We start from the raw sequence: 17448 nt of genomic DNA, 5'->3' as shown, positions 1-17448 counted from the left end.
TTCTGGTTGTTAATACTATGTGTCTATCTTATATATGTTTTTAAGGATTTAGGCCATTGAATTTGAAATATCTGAAGGTATTCGGAAGGCCTGTGTAATAAGTAACAAAGGTAAGTTTATGAAATTTGGTAAGTTCTCAATCATCTCACAACGTGACGTACAAGCACTGGGAGATACACTAGAACTAATCTACATAAATTACGATCATATCGTGTCAATGAAGCCAATTAATATCGTTATTGAAGGTGATGTTAAGGAAGGTTATTGGCTACGACTTTCTAATGGCAAGAAGTATCGCGCTATCGAAATTCCAGCAAATTTTAAAAAGAACTTTGTAGGTTAAAGTAGACTAAAGAGAGCATGATGAATTAGTTCGCTCTGGATTTCACCATAATCTTTTAATTTATGAGAATCACCACCAGTTAAAATGACTCTGTGTTGATTATATTTTTTCACTTGGGAAATAATCATCTCAAGATAGGCCATGTAGGCATGTGAGATGGCCTGTTCTGTATTAGTCATATCATTTATATCGATTTCACTTAGTAGGGGAAGATTCGCTGAAAATTCTGGGTATGATTTTAAGTAATTTGCCAGTCCTAAAAAGATCGGGCCACCAAGATGTTTTCCATGATCAATTTCATCGAATGTGATGAAGCTTCCTGTATCGACGAGTAGAAGTTTTTCGTTCGGAAAATTCTTTTGTAGGTAATGGGAAATTACCTTGCGATCAATACCTAGCTTATTTGGATCGTAAGTCGTTTTAAAATCCCTAATCAGATCATTCGCATTCTCTGCTCTTTCAGGCAGTAAGTCTGTTATTTCTTTTGAGACATTAGAATAGATAATTGGAGCACTCTCTTCAAATTTAAAACTAAAATCTGAGATATTTAATTTTTTAACATCTCTTAGAATGCTATCTTTAAAAAGACCTATTTTTAAGAAAGTGTTTCCACTATCAATGGTGTAGGTCTGCATCGTCTGAATTATCCGCTTTTTTACTTTTAAGAATATATTCACTAATGAGTTTTAGTTTTTGTTCGTAGAAGTTAGCAATTGGCTTACAAAAATTTGGATACTTTCCAGGTCCCATCTTCAAGAGATCATTAATCACAAGAACTTGCCCATCTGTATTCTTTCCGGCTCCAATTCCAATTGTTGGAATTGAAAGCTCTCTTGTAATAATTGTCGCAATTTCATCAGTGACACATTCAAGAACAATTGAAAAACAACCAGCTTCTTCTAAAAGTTTTGCTTCGGCAAGTAGTCTTGCTTTATCCGAATCATCCTTACCGTGAGTATAGTAACCACCTTGCTCATGAACGCTTTGAGGCGTTAGACCAATATGGCCCATAACAGGAATCCCTGATTGAGTAAGTCTTTTGATGATATCTAATTGGTGAGGGTAGGCACCTTCAAGCTTAAGTGCTTCAGCTTGAGTTTCTTGAAATAACTTTGTGGCATTTTCAAGGGCCTTATCAAAAGTTGTATATGAACCAAAAGGCATATCAACAATAACAAATTTATTTGGAGCACCTCTTCTTACTGCTGCACCAAAAATGGACATTTCTGTTAGGCTAACTTGAACAGTCGTATCATAACCAAGAACAACATTACCAAGGCTGTCGCCCACAAGAATCATATCAAGCTCAGTTTCATTTAACATTTGAGCTGTTTGATAATCGTAACAAGTAAGAACTTGTAGTGACTTTCCTGTTGCAGAAAGTTTTGATTTTCTAATTTTGCGAGTTGTTAGCTTCTTCATTCCCATGAACCAATTTCTTTCCAAAGCTATTATAAACCTTGGTGATTTCTAAGTTATTCCACTCACTTATAACCTGAGAGAGCTGCTTTTGGAAATCAGTATGAAGAATTTCACGGGCAAAAGAGCCATTTTCGATATTTTCATAGATTTTATTGAGCTTGTTCTGATACTCATCATCAAAAATCAGTGACTTGGCCATTTCTCCACCCATAAAGGCATTTGGAGAGATGAGCTTCATAAACTCGGTTGGGCCAAATTTTATCATGGCGTCAGCTATGAGTTTAACCTCATGCCAACATTCGATATAAGCAATCTCTGGAGTGTGACCTTTTGCAATCAGGGTTTCAAATGACAGCCTTGCAGCTTGGGGAATGACTGAGCATAGGATTGATTGCTCAGAAAAGAGATCACAAATAGTTTCTTCTTCGAAGCTTGCGACAATTGGGCCAACACTAATGCCTAAATCCTTTGATAGCTTTAGAAGTTTCTCATCTTCACAATTAACAACAGCAGTTAAGGGCGCATTTGTTTCGTAACCAAAGCGTAGTTCACTTGCAATAGCTTTTGGCGCCAAGAGAAAGTGCTCATGTGAAGGAAGCTTTGATCGTAGGTCTTGGTACATAACACTATAGCCATGACCGTAAACTAATCTTTGCTTAAAATTCGTATCAGAGAATTGAAGAGAAGTTAAGATTTCTTCATGTGTATCATCTGGTGTTAGGATGATGATAAATTCATAATTAGCAATTTTCGAATTATTGATATCAATTGTTGGAAACCCCATCTTATTTGCAAGGGCGATTGAGCTGCTACCTTGGCGCAAGCCTATAGTGACTGGTCGAGCAGAATCTCTTAGGTTAAGTGACCATGATTTTGCTTGAGAGCCAAAGCCAATAATTAAAATATCATTAGAAATATTATCGCTACTATTTTTCATCATAAAAATTAGATATCATGGATTGAAACAATAAGGGAAGTTATGGCACAGGAAGTAATCTATTTTTCTAAAAAAGGCTTAACAGCACGTGATGCATTAATTAATGAGGGAAATCTCTGGGGGAATTCTTTTTTTACAACAATACTTGTTAAAGAGGGAAAGGCGATTTTTTGGGATCAGCATCGTGAAAGATTAGAGAAGTCTTTTCAATATTGTTGGCCTAATGATTTTAGTAAATCTTTAATTGATGAAGTCCAATTGGCCACAGCTAAAATTCTTGATGAGTTTACTTCTATTGCTCATGCTTATCTAAGAATTACATTCTATCGTGAACTATCTGGAGAAATTCAATATTGGATTTGGGCGGTAGAAAAATCGCAATTAACGAGTGCCTTAAAGATTATGTCTCGTTGCTACTATCCTGATCGAAACTTTCCCGACTTTTTAAAGCGCAGTAATTACCAATTTCAATTTCAATTGAGAAAAGAGTGTTTGGCCCAAGGTTATGATGACGTTCTCTTGCTTGATTCTGAATCATATATATTAGAGCTACCTACAGCTAATATTATTTTTAAGAGAGGGGATGAGTATATTACTCCCATTGCTGAGTTTGGTGTTCTTGATGGAATTTCCCTTGAGAGAATTAAGTTTATGCTAGAGAAATTAGGACGTCCGCTAAAAGAGATGCGCGTTCATGCAGCAGAACTACATGAATTTGAAAGTTGTTTTTCTACAAGTTCATTTAATGGCATAAGGCATATTTCAAGTATAGATGAAGTAGCTTATAATGAAGATACACAAATTAAGAAGTTAGTTAACGAGTTTTACGGAGAAATTTGGTGACAAAAGTGTTGAAGGTTAAATGCCCTGAATGCTCAAAAGAGTTTAATTATTATTCAAGTGAATTTCGTCCATTTTGTAGTGAGAAATGTAAAATGGTTGATTTAGGAATGTGGCTTACTGAAAATTATACAGTCGCAAGTAATGAGCCATTATCTGAAAGTGATTTAGAGGCCGTAATTAGAAAGAGACAGGATGAAGAAGATTACTAAGAGTGAACTTATTGCCATTGAAGGTGAGTTGATTAGAATTGCTCGTGGAGCTGGAAGAATTTTAAAACCTTATCAAAAAGATCTTTCAAATTTATCGATTAGTTATAAAGATGCTCAAGGCGCAGTCTCAGCAGCAGATCATGCTTCTGAGGGATATATTATAGACCAGCTCTATAAACTACATTCAGATATTCCTGTATTGGCCGAAGAAGACTTCTATCACAAGTACCAAGGTGATTATAAGCATCTTAAGGAATACCAAGATAGCGACTACCTTTGGGTTATTGACCCCCTTGATGGTACAAATAATTTTGTCCACGGCCTGGAACATTACTGTGTTTGTCTTTCGCTAACTTATAAACTTCAACCGGTTGTTGGGGTAATTTATATCCCTGAAAAAGGTGAGTTTTATTGTGCTACAAAAGGCAATGGAGCATATCTTATGAAGGGCAAAGAAAAGACTCAACTAAAAAAAACGCGCTCAAGAGATCGTGGTTTTCTATTAGCAACTGGCTTTGCCACAGAGAAGGGAAAGCCATTTAATGATGAGTTCAAAAAATTTAAAAAAGTCATGGTTAATATCTCTGCTGTTCGCAGACTTGGCTCAGCGGCCATCGATCTTTGTTATGTGGCCCGTGGAATCTTTGATGGCTTTTGGGAGAAGGGGCTGGCCCCATGGGACGTAGCCGCTGGAAAAATAATTTGTTCAGAAGCTGGTGCAAAAGTAACAGAGTATAATGGTCATGATCATAATATCTTCTCAGAGACAATTATTGTAGGCAGAAATCCCCTTTATGAGAAACTAAATGAAATGGTTTCTGATTAAAAAGCTCGGCCAAACACCTACTTTATAGGTTCATTTTTGCTATTTTTTCATATCTTTTAAATAGCGCTGATTATGTTAAAATAATCAAAGGTTTATATATTAAAAGGATTAAAAAGTGACGAATTCTATCACGAGATTATCAAGAGAAATGATGTACGTTAGTGACAACGTTTTTTATATTTTATTCTCTATTCTTATACTTTTAATTTGTATCATCGTCGTTTATTGGTTTTATACAAGAAAACGTATGCAGGAGTTACAACATCAAATTCCAGCAAATGTTCTAAAGAGCTATCTAGACTCAGTTATTCAAAACTCGAATGCTCTTAAGTCATCTCTTTTTAGAGGCGGTGGATTAGATACAGGAGAGGGGATTCCTTCTGTAGTTCCTGGGGGAAGTCTTCCAACAGGTAATGTTGATGGTGCACAGCTTGCAAGTAAGAATGCAGAAATTGCTGCACTAAATGGACAAATTGCAAATAAGGATTCTCTAATTAGAGACCTTGAAGCACAACTTAATGTTGTAGAGCAATCGGGTTCTAATTCTGATTCAGCTCAAATTATAACAAATCTAAATTCTGAAATTGCACAGTTAAAAGCACAAGTTGAAACTTTAAAAACTGCTAGTGCCACGGCCGGTGATAGTAGTGCTGAAGTATCAGCTCTAGCTTCTGAAAGAGATGAGCTTCAAGCTAGACTTAAAGAATATGAAATGATTGAAGGTGATCTTGCTGACCTTAGAAAGTTTAAGCAAGAAAATGAACAACTTAAAGCGCAATTAGCGGATTCTGGAGCAGCTCCAGTAATGCAAGAGCCTACTGAACCTTCTGAGCCTTCAGAGCCTGAGATTGACTTAACTCCAGAAGCCGAACCTGAGGTTGATCTTTCTCCTGAGCCAGATGAATTTACTTCTCCTGAGGAAGAGCCAGTCGAAGCACCAGAGCCAGTTGAAATTCCTGAACCTGAGACGCTGATGGAAGAAGCTCCTGAGGTTTTCGAAGAATCTTTTGATGAACCGACAATGGATGCAGCCCCTGAACCAATTGAAGAAGCAGAGGCACCTGCTCCTGCGCCAGTGGCCGATGTTGCTGCTGAGAAAGCGCCTGATAATGAATCAGCTGAGCAAAAATCTGCAGAAGAACTTTTAAGTGAATTTGAGAAAATGCTAGGTTAGAATTAATTACTAAAATCTTATAAGTTTATTTGGACAAGGATGTCTTTTGAAAAAACTACTTCTTATTGCAACATTAATTGTTAGTTTTAACTCGTACTCTGCTGTTAATCACAAGGCACATCAAGCTGTCTTAACGCAGAAGCTAGAAAGACAATTCAAGTACAATCTAAAGTCTGCTGAAATGGATAAGCTTAAACAGCAAGTATTAAAGCTTAAAGGAAAGTCAGTAGCGGCACTTATCAATGTAATGAAGAACGAAAAGTATCCAGAGAAAAATCGTTGGATGGCCACTTTCTTACTTGGTAGAGTTATGGGAAAGAAATCAGCTCCATTTATTTCTAAGTTTGCGAAGCATCCTAACTGGGTTATGAGAATGGCCGCTCTAAAATCATTATTAGCTTTAAATCAAACAGATTATAAGGATGTTTATAAGCAATCTCTAAAAGACAATTCTCTAATTGTTCGCTATCAAGCACTAGAGAATGTTAAGAAGTTAAACCTTACAGACCTCGCTCCAAATATTTGGGCCATGCTATATGATAAGAGAAACTATCATATCAATGAAAAACTTAAATCAACAAAGAGGGCCCATATTGTAAAAGAAATTATTACTACAATAGGTGATCTTAAGTTCGAAAAAGCTAAGAAACCTCTTCTATCAATGATTCAAAAAGAAAAATATTCTGATATTCACAGTGAAATCTCTGATACATTAGAGAAGATTACTGGTAGAAAAGCGCCAAACGGTAACTTAAAAGAGAAGAAACGTTTCTGGTCTAAAATTTCTCAAGCGGCAGTAGTTATCCGCTAGTATTCAAAATGATTAATCTGAAATGATGGGTGATGAAACTTAAAGGCATGTCCTTTAGGTTTTATCACAACGATCTCTTTCTCTTCGATATGAGTTTTCTTCTGAGCATCTAAAACACCAATGAATTGCTTTAATTCAATTTGAGAAGGTGTATTAGGAATTGAAGTGAAAATGATATTGAGTTGTTCACCATAATTCTTTGAAAAGAAGTAATGGCTTAAGCTATCTTTAATTAGATTTTTATTCTTAGACTTTAAAATTCTTTCCTCTAGTGTGCCATCAACGAGATGGTTAATGGCCTCGAGGATTTGAGCAGAACTTTCTTGTTGCTCGTCATAGAGACAGATGACTGCGCCAACTTTTTCATTTATTAATGTGAAGAGTTCGTGCTTTAGTGCCATTTTATTGTGCTTTACTTACCTTATCTAGGATTCCGTTAACAAAGCTTTTAGATTCTTCTTTCCCATAGCTCTTTACAAGGTTGATGTACTCATTGATTGCAGCATTATTTGGAGTATCTTCAAATTTAATCTCATAAGTTCCAAGGCAAATAATTGCTCTTTCAATTGCATCTACTGAATCAAAGCTTCTTTTTAGAATATAAGCTGATGCTGTTTCTTTGATTTCAGGAAAGTTCTTGATAACACCTGTAATTAGTTTATTACCAAAGCTTTGTACGCTTGGGTTGATATCATTATCATGGTGCTCTTCGTCTTCTTTCATGTATGATTCTTCAAACATTTCAATATCGGCCTTAAGCTTTCCAATATCATCTTTATATTCTTCAAGTTCTGTTTTGAAGTCTTTTAAAAATAATTTGTAGATAAATTTAAAAGCAAAACGACGTGCTGCTGACTTATTGTTGAATGCTTGGTTTTTCACTAGTTGAATCCTTATTTAATAAAAACTTTTCTTTTAAATTTCCAAATTGACCGATGCTCTTTTGTAAACTTTCGATGAAGCCATCGATGTCTTTAAAGTTCCAATAGAATGAAGCATATCTAACGTAGGCAACAGGGTCTAGCTCGTAAAGCTTTTCCATAACAACTTCACCAACAATTTTCGCAGGAACTTCGATATTGTTCATTTGCGATAGAGTCATCTCAACATCATCAATTAATCGGTTGATTTGTGCCGTAGTTAAAGGTCTTTTTTGACAGGCCTTATTGATCCCTTTCGAAATTTTTTCGCGGTTATATGGCTCTCGTCTTTTGTCATTCTTTACAAGTGCCGGAACTTGAAGCTGAAGCTTCTCATAAGTCGTATAACGAAAGTCACAATTTAGACATGCCCTGCGACGACGAACAGCAAGTCCATCTGACAGATGTCTGGAATCAATAACTTTTGTATTAGGTGTTTGGCAACTTGGGCAATACATATCTATTTTTAGCATAATATGAATGCATTGCATATTCCCATTTTTACGGTGTGAATATTTATTGAAGAGAAGAGAGCTTTCTGAAATTATCCTCAAGGTCTTCCATTACTTCGTTTCCATCATGGTAGAGAAGAACCGTGAAAAAGTCTTGTTGTTCTCCTGTGCGCTGTGTAATTTTATATGGAGCAACAGCTTCTTGTTTGTACATGTGGGACTTATCCCACTTAATCTGAGGAAAGGATTCAAAGACTAACTGCGCAAATGAAATGCGACTTGTATCTGAAGGGTCCATCTTGTAATCATATGGCTTACCTATATTACTTAGGGCCAGAACAATTCCTTGAGTTGTTTCATGATAAGATAATTTTCTTTTTCGAATTACAGCAAGGTCGTCTTGATTATAGATCGATTCGATACTTTTTAGTTTGATGCCTTCTCTTGTTGTTGTAATAAAGTTGAGGTTCTTAGATTGAATCTCATTACGATACTTAATAATGAGAGGATGCTTAGATAATCCAAGCTTAACGATTTCATCCCAAGAACCAATCCAGATTCCAACATTATCCCAAAAGCGATCGACGACAGCGTTATTAAAGCTATTCTTATTATGAGTAAAAATAATGTCCATTGGTTTAAGTTGATAAACTAAATGGTCTTTTTCTGTTTTTCCTAAATAGGTAACTTGACCACCTGTTAAATTTTCAAATTTGATAGCTTTATTAAAGTAGCCTACATAGTAAGTCTTATCTTTAAGTGCCATCGATGAGATTGTATTTTGAAGTGAAGAAGTAATTTCATTCCATCTTTTCTTTTTATTATAGCTCTTAATCAATTCATTATAGACAAGCGTCTCTTCAATAAGTGGATTGATATAATAAGAAATTCTTGTTTTATTTTTAACTTCTTCAAATATTTTTATATCACGATAAATTGCGGCCATCTTTGCTAGTCTCCTATGAGAAGGGGACTTAACAAGCTTGTTGACAAGGTTGTTGTGATAATTTTCAAGCTCCTTTTGAAGAGTAATATCTTTTTCACTTTTTATTGCTTCACGAATTTTATTCTTTAATAGTAAGTGATTTTCATAGATTGCAATATTTGCGATAAAACCAATTTTTATGGCCTTTATAATTTCGGCACCTTTTATGTCATAAGGATTAATGATTGCGTAGTCGATATCTCTTTCTTGTCTTTTAAGCTTTCGTTTTCCCTCAAAATATATTTCTCGTCTTTGTTCAACTAGTGTCGTTTGATTAGTTCGTATTTCAAAACGTGTTGTTGGATCTGTTACCCACGAAATATTTTTTAAAAATGTATTTAGCTCAGAAGTTATTTTTTGATTCGAATCAAAATACGGTGAAATAAATTTTAGAGAACTCTGAGTATTTTTCTTTTGTGCTTTTGCAAAGTCCATTCGCCACACAAGATTTTTTTCAACGGCTTCCTGAAGTTCATAGATAACTTCTTTGCTGATCTTGAACTTAGATGGATTGTAGTCTGGTGTTGTTGAAGCGATATAGCGAGATACTGCAGCAGAGTACTGATCATAGGCCATTTCTATTTGATCGACAGTAGAAGCACAAGACGATAACAAAGTTGAAACTAAAATGACTGAAATAAATTTCGAATGAAAATTCCTCACAATATCCCCACAAACTAAATCTCATTTAGTTATCGGCTAATTTAAGAAATTTTATTAATATTAGAGGATAGTAGGCTACTATCCTCTATAAGGTATTGAAATTAGTAGACAGGAAATTCTTTGCAAAGCTTTTCAACTTGCGACTTGATGTCCTTAAGAGCGGCTTCATTCTCAGCATTTTTTAGGGCCTCGACAATCCAAGTTCCTATTTGCTTCATCTGCTCTTCACCCATTCCACGAGTTGTAAGTGCAGGTGTTCCGAGACGAATCCCACTCGTTACAAATGGAGATCTTGTATCCCCTGGAATCATATTCTTATTACAAGTAATTCCTGCTTCTTCTAAAGCCTTTTCCGCAACTTTACCTGTAACGCCTGCTGGATCAGTTTTCATAAGGATTAAATGATTATCTGTACCACCTGAAACAATTTCCATTCCTAGCTCAATTAGCTGTTTAGCTAATGCTTGAGCGTTTGTAATAACTTGCTTTTGATATTCCTTATATTGTGGATCAAGAGCTTCTTTAAAAGATACCGCTTTCGCAGCAATAACGTGCTCAAGAGGTCCACCTTGAATTCCCGGGAAAACGTTGAAGTTTATCTTCTTTGCAAGTTCTTCATCGTTTGTCAGGATAATACCACCACGTGGTCCACGTAATGTTTTATGTGTAGTAGACGTTACAATATGCGCGTGAGGAAATGGTGAAGGGTGAAGGCCTGCAGCAACAAGGCCAGCGATATGGGCCATATCAACCATTAAGTAAGCACCAACTTCATCAGCTATTTCTCTGAACTTAGCGAAGTCAATTGTTCTTGGATATGCAGATGCACCAGCTACGATTACCTTTGGTTGGTGTTCTTTAGCAGCTCTTCTTACATCATCGTAATCAATCATTTCTGTTTCAGGATTTAATCCATAAAATTTCACATCAAAATATTTTCCAGAGAAGTTTACCGGTGAACCGTGAGTTAGGTGGCCACCTTCTGATAGATCCATCCCAAGAATTTTGTCTCCTGGAGCAATGATTGAAAAGTATGCGGCCATATTTGCGCTTGAACCTGAGTGAGGTTGTACGTTTGCAAATTTACATCCAAACAATTCACATAGACGATTAATTGCAAGCTGTTCAACTGAGTCAACAACTTCGCACCCACCGTAGTAGCGCTTGTTAGGTAAACCTTCGGCATACTTATTTGTAAGTACTGAACCTTGTGCTTCCATTACTGCAAGTGAAGTATAGTTTTCAGAAGCAATTAATTCTAATCCTTCTTCTTGTCTCGCTAGTTCTTTTTTTGTTAATGAGAAAATTTCCTCATCCATTTTTTCTAGGCTATTGGCGTTTTTATGAAACATTCTTTATCCTTCAATTTTCTTCAGTACTAATGAAGAGTTAGTCGACCCAAAACCAAATGAGTTATTAAGGGCGTATTTAATATCTTTCTTAACTGCCTTATTAGGAGTGTAGTTAAGATCACATTTAGGGTCTTGATTGTCGATGTTAATCGTTGGTGGAATAATCCCGTGGTGAAGAGCTAGAGCTGTAAAGACAGTCTCAACACCACCAGCAGCACCTAAAAGGTGACCAGTCATTGACTTAGTTGAAGATACATTTATTTTCTTTGCATGCTCTTCTCCTAGTACTCTTTTAATTGCACCAGTTTCTGCAACATCTCCAAGTGGAGTTGATGTTCCGTGAGCATTTACGTAATCAATATCTTCTGGAGAAATACCTGCATCTTCGATAGCTTTTTTCATACAACCGTAAGCACCATCACCTTCTGGATGTGGAGCTGTAATATGGTGAGCATCTGAAGTTGCACCGTGACCTACGATTTCTGCATAGATCTTAGCTCCTCTCTTAACTGCACTTTCATATTCTTCAAGAATTAGAACTCCAGCACCTTCACCCATTACAAAACCATCACGATCAATATCAAATGGACGAGAAGCTTTAGTAGGCTCATCAACGCGCTTTGAAAATGCTTTCATATTGATGAATCCACCCATACCTAGGTTACAGATAACAGCTTCAGCTCCACCTGTAATCATGAGGTCATGACGGCCAGAACGAATCTCTTCTACCGCATTTGAAATAGCGTGGCACGAAGATGCACATGCAGATGAAACAGTGTAGTTAACACCCATGAATCCATGTCTAATACTTAAAACACCAGTTGCCATATTTGGAATAATCGCCGGGATGAAAAAAGGTGAGATACGACGTGGCCCACGCTCGACAAATGTCCTTGCTGTTTCTTCTGTAATTGGGAAACCACCAATACCAACTCCAAGGATTGCACCAACTTTGTACTTATCGAAATCCTCTAGGTTTGCACCTGAGTCTTTTAGGGCCTCTTCAGTTGCGTGAAGAGCAAAGTGAATGAAGCGGTCATATTTTTTCGCTTCACGAGCTTCCATGATATTTTCATCTAATTCGAAGTTTTTAACTTCTCCAGCAATTTTGATTGCTAGATCTGGAATAGGGAAGCTTTCAGCTTCTGAGATTCCTGATCTTCCTTCGATTAGTCCATTCCAAACATCTTGCGTGTTTTGACCTAAACCACAAATTGTTCCAAGGCCTGTGATAACAACACGTTTATTACTTCTGTTACTCATATATATTCCTTTATCTTCCTTTATTTTTTATTCAATTCTTCTAAGTTTTTTTCCTAGTATTTGATAATTTTGCAGGCATTTTGACAAGGCGTAGAGGGTCTTAATTTTTACGCTTTTCAAGGATTACTGTTTAATATTTAACGCAATTTCAATAGGTTGAACGCTATATCTATTTTTATCATTAATAACTTAATATTTTTAACGACTTATACGATAAGACTGCCATGAAAAAGATTAACCTATTAATTTTATCAATTTTATCTGTTTACACTTTTGGCGCAAAGGTTTCCGTTGAATTTGCCAATGATATGCGCTTTGACAGCTGTAATGCTCCCGCAGAAGTTCCGGTTGTCATTTGTGAAGATGGTGACTCGCAGGTCGTTCTTCAGCGAAATCAAAGTGGTCACCTATTTGGGATTTATCGCAATGGAAGCACCAAGGAAACTGAGCTTTTTCCTGTTAGGACGATTAGCGATGGAAAAGAAATTATTTTTCATAATGCCAATAGTAAGCAATTTGTTTCTCAAAGAGCAGTACAAGAATTTGATACACCGGCCGCTCGTATCCAAGCAATGGATGAGGCCCAAAAATCTATCTTCTCACTTATTAGAAATATTGATCCTTCCCAAGAAGAAATTAGGGATAGCCTACAGAATATCTTAGAAGGTGTTGAAGACGATATTGAAAATCAAAATGAAAAGGTGACTCAAGCATACACAAAGATGTGGGTCCAAGATAATAATAACAAAAATCATCAGTGTGAGATGGCCACTAAGTGTACTATTAAAAAGTGTGGCGATAATCACTACATAATCTTTGATCCAGCTCGTAATGTGTATATGCCTATCAATTACTCTCGCGATACGAGAGGTAATGCTCAGTTCACTAAGAACGATAGTTATATCAAGTATGCTCGTACTCTTGGTGGTGCTGTTATTGAGAGAAATGAAGAGTATGAGAAGTCACGTCTTACTGTTCAAAGAAAGGCACCTGAAGCGATGGGGCACAACTCCACAACTTTCTTCAGCATGCAGGATGCTGGATTTAGCGACTACCTAAAAACAGTTCTTCCTCATTGTCCAAAAGCGATTCAGGGAGATATTATCGGCCTTGGAAGGCAATCGGTGCGCGAAAGAGATAATTTAGACTTCGTTCATCTTGTTGATGTCGTAAACGGAAATATCAATAGTCAGTATATTAATCGCCAATTCCTGCCAAAGAATAGTTGTCGCGATGGTGATAGTTACTATGCTGCTGATTCATATGAAAAAGTTCAAGACTATCGTCCACGTGCTAGTGGTGTTATCTCAATTCAAAAAGCAAATGAGCTTTTTAAGAAGGCCCGTGCAATGGAAGGGATGGCCTGGCAGTACGTACAAGACGGATGCTATGCTCGTTCAGAACTTATGGTTAATATGTTTGAAGAAGAAGGTGTTATCGCAGATAAGGCCTGGGCATCAGGAAAACTTAAAATTCCTAATCAGCAATATCCTTACTGGAGTTATCATACGGCACCTGTTGTTTATGTTGATAATGGAAGAGGCGGAGTTTCAAAGATGATCATTGATCCTGCTATTGCTTCAAAACCGATTCATGTTAATGAGTGGCTAGAGACAATGGGAGCAGATGCTTCTAAGGTCGATCATGTGGGCTTTCCTCCAAGTTTAGATGCTGTGAGTGTAGGTAAGACTGCTTTTGGAATTGCTAGTAGGGAGTCATATCACCCACAAACTGCGGCCAATATGATGAGCCGTGAAGCAAGATCAAAGGCAGCTAAGGAACTACTAGCAAATTATGAGAAGAGAATTCTTTAGGAATAAGTAAAATGAAAAAAATAATTCTTTGTACATTACTAAGCTTTGTATCTACTTATGCGGCCAATCTGGCCACATCACAATACCATGTCTCAACTTTTAAGTTAGAGAAAGATGAAATTACTGTTAGCTTCGTGGAGAGTGCTCCCTTTTACCGAGCGAGTAAAAAAGATGCGAAGTGCTTTCAAAAGGCAATTAAGTCAAAAGAGAAGGTTGAGATTAAGTACGATTACAAAACTTTTCAGATTAAAAGTTGTAAAAATTTATAAAAAGAAAGCCTGCAATATGCAGGCTTTTTTTATCTAAGAATTAATTTTTGATTATTGCTTAGACTCTAGGTACTTAACAACGTCTTGAACAGACTTAAGACCTTCTGCATCTTCTTCTGGAATTTGAATATCAAATTCGTCTTCCATTTTCATCATAAGTTCAACGATGTCTAGTGAGTCTAGGTTTAGATCGTCTACGAATGAAGTTGTAGCATTGATTTTTGCGATATCGATTTTTGTTTGATCCGCTACTAGTTGAATTACTTTTTGTTCCATATTTGTCTCCTAATAAATATATTAAGTTATAAACTCAATTTCTCTCTCTTATATAAAAATTTAATTTTAGTATATTAATATTTTTCTAGATATAAAGTCCACCGTCAATTTTAATAACTTCACCAGTAATATATCCTGACGCTTGGCTAAGTAGGAAGCAAACTAGGTTTGATACATCTTCCGTTGACCCAAAGCGTGAAGTTGGAATCGAAGCAATATAGGCTTCTTTCGCCTTTTCTTCAAGGGCATCAGTCATATCAGTTTGAATAAAACCTGGACAGATTGCGTTACAACGAATGTTGCGGCTAGCTAATTCTTTCGCAATTGACTTCGTTGCGCCAATTAAACCTGCCTTAGATGCTGCATAGGCCGTTTGAGAAACATTTCCCATAAGACCAACAACTGAGCTCATATTAACAATCGATACATTTTCAGCTTTTAAGAATCCACGTGAACAGATACTTGTTAGCATGATTGCACCCTTAAGGTTCGTATCAATTACTGCGTCAAGATCTGCTTTTCTTGTTCTTAGAAGAAGAGTGTCTTTTGAAACACCAGCGTTGTTTACAAGACCTTCAACTGGACCAAACTCTTTTACGAAGTCATTTACGGCAGTTTTCATTTGTTCTTCATTATTAAGATCAAACATTAGTCCCGTTACATTTGAAGCACCAAGCGCTTTAAGTTGCGACTCAACTTCTTTAGCAACATCTTCTTTTCCTTCACGGTAGTTGAAGATAACGTGTGCGCCTTGAGAAGCAAGTGATTTAGCGATATCTAGTCCGATACCACGGCTTGCTCCCGTTATTAAAACTTTCTTGTTCTTTAAATCGTTATAAGTTGCAATCATATTTGCTCCTAAGAGTTTAGTGCTTCTCTTAATTCATCAAAGGCACCATCTTTGTCTAAAGAGATAACTTTGATATTACGGTTAATTTTTCTTGCTAGTCCCATTAGAACTCGTCCTGGTCCAACCTCAACACAAAGAGTGTCATCATCTAGGCTTGCAAAACTTTGAGTCCAAAGAACTGAACCATCAATTTGCTTGATCAGGTTCTCTTTTACAACTTCACCGTCTGTACCAATTTGATACTTTTTGGCGTCAATATTGGCAATATAAGGAATTGTCGTTTTATTAAAAGTTACGTCATTAAAAAATGCTGCCATATTTTCTCTAGCTGGTTTCATAAGACTAGAGTGGAATGGAGCACTTACTTTCAGCTCAACTGTTTTATGTGGTTCAGAGAAGTTTTCTGAAATCCATGCAACGGCCTTGTCACAGGCATCTGCATGTCCCGAAATAACGATTTGTCCTGGCTCATTAAAGTTTGCAGGCATTACTTCATTGCCTTCAGTTGAAACTTCTTTACATGCTTTTTCAACGATATCTGCAGGAACTCTCATTACAGCATACATTTTTCCCATTCCCGCAGGAACAGCTTCTTGCATATATTTTCCACGATTGTGAACAGCTCTTAGTGCATCTTCAAAGCTTAGAGCACCAGCTGCAACAAGTGCAGGGTATTCACCAACTGAGTGTCCAAGTACACATGAAACTTCAACACCTGCTGCATCTAAGATCTCTTTAGCTTTTTGAAATAGGCCAATTGAGTAAGTCAGAATTGCTGGTTGAGTGTTTTGTGTAAGAGTTAGCTCTTCTTCAGGGCCTTCAAGCATAATCTTTGAAAGGTTGTATCCAAGAGCTCCATTTGCTTCTTCAAGTAATTCAAATGATGGGTGTCCTTCAAGACTTTTTCCCATTCCTACGTATTGTGATCCCTGACCAGGGAAAATTAAAACAACTTTTTTCATAATATAAAACCTTAATTAATATCTTAGTAGAGTTGCTCCACTAGTTAAACCTGCACCAAACGCATCTAGTAATAGTAGCTGACCACGTTTGATTCTTCCATCAACAATTGCTTCGTGCATTGCGATTGGAACAGTTGCCGCAGATGTATTTGCGTACTTATCAATATTAACAATTACTTTCTCTGGGTTGATTCCTAGAAGTTTTCCTGTTGTTTCGATGATTCTTACGTTTGCTTGGTGAGGGATTAACCAATCAACTTCTTCTAAGTCTTTACCTGCTTTTTCTAAAACTTTTTTAGCATTTTCGGCAAGAGTTCTCGTTGCTACACGGAACATTTCTTTACCTTTCATTTGCATAAAGTGAGTTCTCTCGTTTAGGTGTTGAGATGTAATTGGATCAACTGCTCCACCAACTGGTTGGTCAAAGAATTCTTTACCTGCACCATCTGCACCTAATTCAAGTGAAAGGATATCTGAGTCATCACCATCTTCGTTTGCACCAACAATGGCAACACCACAACCATCTCCAAAAAGAATACAAGTGTTACGATCTTCCCAGTTCACTTCTCTAGATAACATTTCCGAACCAACAACAAGGGCATTCTTAATTGCACCCATGCGAATAAGTCCTGTCACCATATTTAAACCGTAAACAAATCCAGAACATGCTGCTGCAATATCAATGGCCGCACACTTATTTGTGATTCCTAGCTTTTGTTGAAGAATACAAGCTGTATTTGGAAGTTTATAATCTGGAGTAACCGATGCGAAGATAATCATATCAATATCATTTGGCTCAAGGTTTGCCGCTTTAAGTGCATCTTGAGTTGCATGGTAGGCCATATCACTTGGCCACTCGCCACCTTCTGTTGAGCAAATATGACGCTGACGGATTCCCGTTCTTTCATAAATCCATTCGTCACTTGTTTCAACCATACTTTCTAGGTCGACATTTGTTCTAACTTCTTTTGGAGCGTAGATTCCAGTTCCTTTAATCTTTACTTTAATATCCATTTAAATTCCTAATCTTGGTAATAAAAAATTGCGCCTATTTTATTGAGTATAACAATGATGGGG

Annotated in this window: 21 protein-coding genes; 8 read left to right on the top strand and 13 right to left on the bottom strand. The window is 36.7% G+C overall.

Annotated features, from left to right (window positions below; all coding sequences use genetic code 11):
* The first annotated feature begins 118 nt into the window (after positions 1-118).
* Entirely contained in the window at positions 119-343 is a 225-nt protein-coding gene (locus ACMAYX_RS09385; RefSeq protein ID WP_103217813.1) for a hypothetical protein, read from the top strand.
* Here the strand turns inward: ACMAYX_RS09385 and ACMAYX_RS09380 are convergent.
* From ACMAYX_RS09380 to ACMAYX_RS09370, 3 genes are read right to left on the bottom strand one after another with little or no spacing between them, the layout of a single operon-like run.
* Positions 340-978: a type III pantothenate kinase gene (locus ACMAYX_RS09380; protein WP_412471700.1), complete on the bottom strand. Its 639-nt coding sequence runs from the start codon at positions 976-978 to the stop codon at positions 340-342. The genes ACMAYX_RS09385 and ACMAYX_RS09380 overlap by 4 nt on opposite strands.
* A complete protein-coding gene (gene panB, locus ACMAYX_RS09375; protein WP_103217993.1) occupies positions 959-1765 on the bottom strand; it encodes a 3-methyl-2-oxobutanoate hydroxymethyltransferase in 807 nt (268 codons plus the stop codon). Before panB ends, ACMAYX_RS09380 begins: the two co-directional genes overlap by 20 nt.
* Positions 1737-2702, bottom strand: coding sequence for a hypothetical protein (locus tag ACMAYX_RS09370; protein ID WP_393022245.1), 966 nt, complete (start codon positions 2700-2702; stop codon positions 1737-1739). Before ACMAYX_RS09370 ends, panB begins: the two co-directional genes overlap by 29 nt.
* Before the next feature lie 42 nt (positions 2703-2744).
* Between ACMAYX_RS09370 and ACMAYX_RS09365 the strand changes: the two genes are divergently transcribed.
* The 5 genes from ACMAYX_RS09365 (at position 2745) to ACMAYX_RS09345 (ending at position 6565) form a co-directional block, all read left to right on the top strand.
* Positions 2745-3545, top strand: coding sequence for an aminotransferase class IV (locus ACMAYX_RS09365; protein WP_103217816.1), 801 nt, complete (start codon positions 2745-2747; stop codon positions 3543-3545).
* A 5-nt stretch (positions 3546-3550) separates the two neighbouring features.
* Positions 3551-3754 carry a DNA gyrase inhibitor YacG gene (locus ACMAYX_RS09360; RefSeq protein WP_199177538.1) on the top strand — a complete coding sequence of 68 codons (204 nt, stop codon included), beginning with the start codon at positions 3551-3553 and terminating at the stop codon, positions 3752-3754.
* Positions 3738-4580 (top strand): inositol monophosphatase family protein, encoded by an 843-nt coding sequence (locus ACMAYX_RS09355; RefSeq protein WP_103217818.1) that lies wholly within the window; start codon positions 3738-3740, stop codon positions 4578-4580. Before ACMAYX_RS09360 ends, ACMAYX_RS09355 begins: the two co-directional genes overlap by 17 nt.
* A 115-nt stretch (positions 4581-4695) precedes the next feature.
* Positions 4696-5754 carry a hypothetical protein gene (locus tag ACMAYX_RS09350; protein ID WP_412463411.1) on the top strand — a complete coding sequence of 353 codons (1059 nt, stop codon included), beginning with the start codon at positions 4696-4698 and terminating at the stop codon, positions 5752-5754.
* 46 nt (positions 5755-5800) lie between these two features.
* Positions 5801-6565, top strand: coding sequence for a HEAT repeat domain-containing protein (locus tag ACMAYX_RS09345; RefSeq protein WP_103217820.1), 765 nt, complete (start codon positions 5801-5803; stop codon positions 6563-6565).
* On the opposite strand, the gene ACMAYX_RS09340 is transcribed toward ACMAYX_RS09345, so the two are convergent.
* The 6 genes from ACMAYX_RS09340 to fabF all read right to left on the bottom strand — a co-directional run bounded on the left by ACMAYX_RS09340 (position 6562) and on the right by fabF (position 12200).
* Entirely contained in the window at positions 6562-6966 is a 405-nt protein-coding gene (locus ACMAYX_RS09340) for a hypothetical protein (RefSeq protein WP_103217821.1), read from the bottom strand. The genes ACMAYX_RS09345 and ACMAYX_RS09340 overlap by 4 nt on opposite strands.
* Position 6967: 1 nt before the next feature.
* Entirely contained in the window at positions 6968-7447 is a 480-nt protein-coding gene (nusB, locus tag ACMAYX_RS09335) for a transcription antitermination factor NusB (RefSeq protein WP_158246856.1), read from the bottom strand.
* Positions 7422-7958, bottom strand: a complete 537-nt coding sequence (nrdR, locus tag ACMAYX_RS09330; RefSeq protein WP_021268241.1) for a transcriptional regulator NrdR — start codon at positions 7956-7958, stop codon at positions 7422-7424. Before nrdR ends, nusB begins: the two co-directional genes overlap by 26 nt.
* Positions 7959-8001: 43 nt before the next feature.
* Positions 8002-9585 (bottom strand): YiiX/YebB-like N1pC/P60 family cysteine hydrolase, encoded by a 1584-nt coding sequence (locus ACMAYX_RS09325; protein WP_412471701.1) that lies wholly within the window; start codon positions 9583-9585, stop codon positions 8002-8004.
* Between the two features lie 101 nt (positions 9586-9686).
* Positions 9687-10937 (bottom strand): serine hydroxymethyltransferase, encoded by a 1251-nt coding sequence (glyA, locus tag ACMAYX_RS09320; protein ID WP_103217824.1) that lies wholly within the window; start codon positions 10935-10937, stop codon positions 9687-9689.
* A gap of 3 nt (positions 10938-10940) precedes the next feature.
* The gene (gene fabF / locus ACMAYX_RS09315) at positions 10941-12200 is read right to left on the bottom strand and encodes a beta-ketoacyl-ACP synthase II (protein WP_412471702.1); all 1260 of its coding nucleotides are present in this window, start codon (positions 12198-12200) and stop codon (positions 10941-10943) included.
* Positions 12201-12424: 224 nt separating this feature from the next.
* Between fabF and ACMAYX_RS09310 the strand changes: the two genes are divergently transcribed.
* Both ACMAYX_RS09310 and ACMAYX_RS09305 read left to right on the top strand, forming a co-directional pair.
* Complete coding sequence (locus ACMAYX_RS09310) at positions 12425-14014, top strand: protein-glutamine glutaminase family protein (protein WP_392858487.1); 1590 nt, start codon at positions 12425-12427, stop codon at positions 14012-14014.
* Positions 14015-14025: 11 nt separating this feature from the next.
* The gene (locus tag ACMAYX_RS09305; protein ID WP_392858489.1) at positions 14026-14283 is read left to right on the top strand and encodes a hypothetical protein; all 258 of its coding nucleotides are present in this window, start codon (positions 14026-14028) and stop codon (positions 14281-14283) included.
* A gap of 51 nt (positions 14284-14334) precedes the next feature.
* On the opposite strand, the gene acpP is transcribed toward ACMAYX_RS09305, so the two are convergent.
* From acpP to ACMAYX_RS09285, 4 genes are all read right to left on the bottom strand, one after another.
* Positions 14335-14559: an acyl carrier protein gene (gene acpP, locus ACMAYX_RS09300; protein ID WP_021268262.1), complete on the bottom strand. Its 225-nt coding sequence runs from the start codon at positions 14557-14559 to the stop codon at positions 14335-14337.
* Between the two features lie 85 nt (positions 14560-14644).
* Positions 14645-15409: a 3-oxoacyl-ACP reductase FabG gene (fabG, locus tag ACMAYX_RS09295; protein WP_412471703.1), complete on the bottom strand. Its 765-nt coding sequence runs from the start codon at positions 15407-15409 to the stop codon at positions 14645-14647.
* A gap of 8 nt (positions 15410-15417) precedes the next feature.
* Positions 15418-16371 carry an ACP S-malonyltransferase gene (gene fabD, locus ACMAYX_RS09290; protein WP_412470338.1) on the bottom strand — a complete coding sequence of 318 codons (954 nt, stop codon included), beginning with the start codon at positions 16369-16371 and terminating at the stop codon, positions 15418-15420.
* A 15-nt stretch (positions 16372-16386) separates the two neighbouring features.
* Entirely contained in the window at positions 16387-17385 is a 999-nt protein-coding gene (locus tag ACMAYX_RS09285; RefSeq protein WP_103217829.1) for a beta-ketoacyl-ACP synthase III, read from the bottom strand.
* Positions 17386-17448 lie beyond the last annotated feature (63 nt).

This window comes from Halobacteriovorax sp. RT-2-3 (assembly GCF_047085075.1).
In the GTDB taxonomy this organism is placed as follows: Bacteria; Bdellovibrionota; Bacteriovoracia; order Bacteriovoracales; family Bacteriovoracaceae; genus Halobacteriovorax_A.
Note: the sequence above shows the minus strand (reverse complement) of the source record. Positions and strands in the feature narration are given on the sequence as shown.

Coding starts and splice junctions, on each gene's coding strand:
- nrdR (WP_021268241.1), bottom strand. CDS start 7,958: ATGCTAAAAATAGATATGTATTGCCCAAGTTGCCAAACACCTAATACA.
- ACMAYX_RS09355 (WP_103217818.1), top strand. CDS start 3,738: ATGAAGAAGATTACTAAGAGTGAACTTATTGCCATTGAAGGTGAGTTG.
- ACMAYX_RS09305 (WP_392858489.1), top strand. CDS start 14,026: ATGAAAAAAATAATTCTTTGTACATTACTAAGCTTTGTATCTACTTAT.
- ACMAYX_RS09380 (WP_412471700.1), bottom strand. CDS start 978: ATGCAGACCTACACCATTGATAGTGGAAACACTTTCTTAAAAATAGGT.
- acpP (WP_021268262.1), bottom strand. CDS start 14,559: ATGGAACAAAAAGTAATTCAACTAGTAGCGGATCAAACAAAAATCGAT.
- glyA (WP_103217824.1), bottom strand. CDS start 10,937: ATGTTTCATAAAAACGCCAATAGCCTAGAAAAAATGGATGAGGAAATT.
- panB (WP_103217993.1), bottom strand. CDS start 1,765: ATGAAGAAGCTAACAACTCGCAAAATTAGAAAATCAAAACTTTCTGCA.
- ACMAYX_RS09370 (WP_393022245.1), bottom strand. CDS start 2,702: ATGAAAAATAGTAGCGATAATATTTCTAATGATATTTTAATTATTGGC.
- ACMAYX_RS09385 (WP_103217813.1), top strand. CDS start 119: ATGAAATTTGGTAAGTTCTCAATCATCTCACAACGTGACGTACAAGCA.
- ACMAYX_RS09340 (WP_103217821.1), bottom strand. CDS start 6,966: ATGGCACTAAAGCACGAACTCTTCACATTAATAAATGAAAAAGTTGGC.
- fabD (WP_412470338.1), bottom strand. CDS start 16,371: ATGAAAAAAGTTGTTTTAATTTTCCCTGGTCAGGGATCACAATACGTA.
- fabG (WP_412471703.1), bottom strand. CDS start 15,409: ATGATTGCAACTTATAACGATTTAAAGAACAAGAAAGTTTTAATAACG.
- ACMAYX_RS09310 (WP_392858487.1), top strand. CDS start 12,425: ATGAAAAAGATTAACCTATTAATTTTATCAATTTTATCTGTTTACACT.
- fabF (WP_412471702.1), bottom strand. CDS start 12,200: ATGAGTAACAGAAGTAATAAACGTGTTGTTATCACAGGCCTTGGAACA.
- ACMAYX_RS09285 (WP_103217829.1), bottom strand. CDS start 17,385: ATGGATATTAAAGTAAAGATTAAAGGAACTGGAATCTACGCTCCAAAA.
- ACMAYX_RS09365 (WP_103217816.1), top strand. CDS start 2,745: ATGGCACAGGAAGTAATCTATTTTTCTAAAAAAGGCTTAACAGCACGT.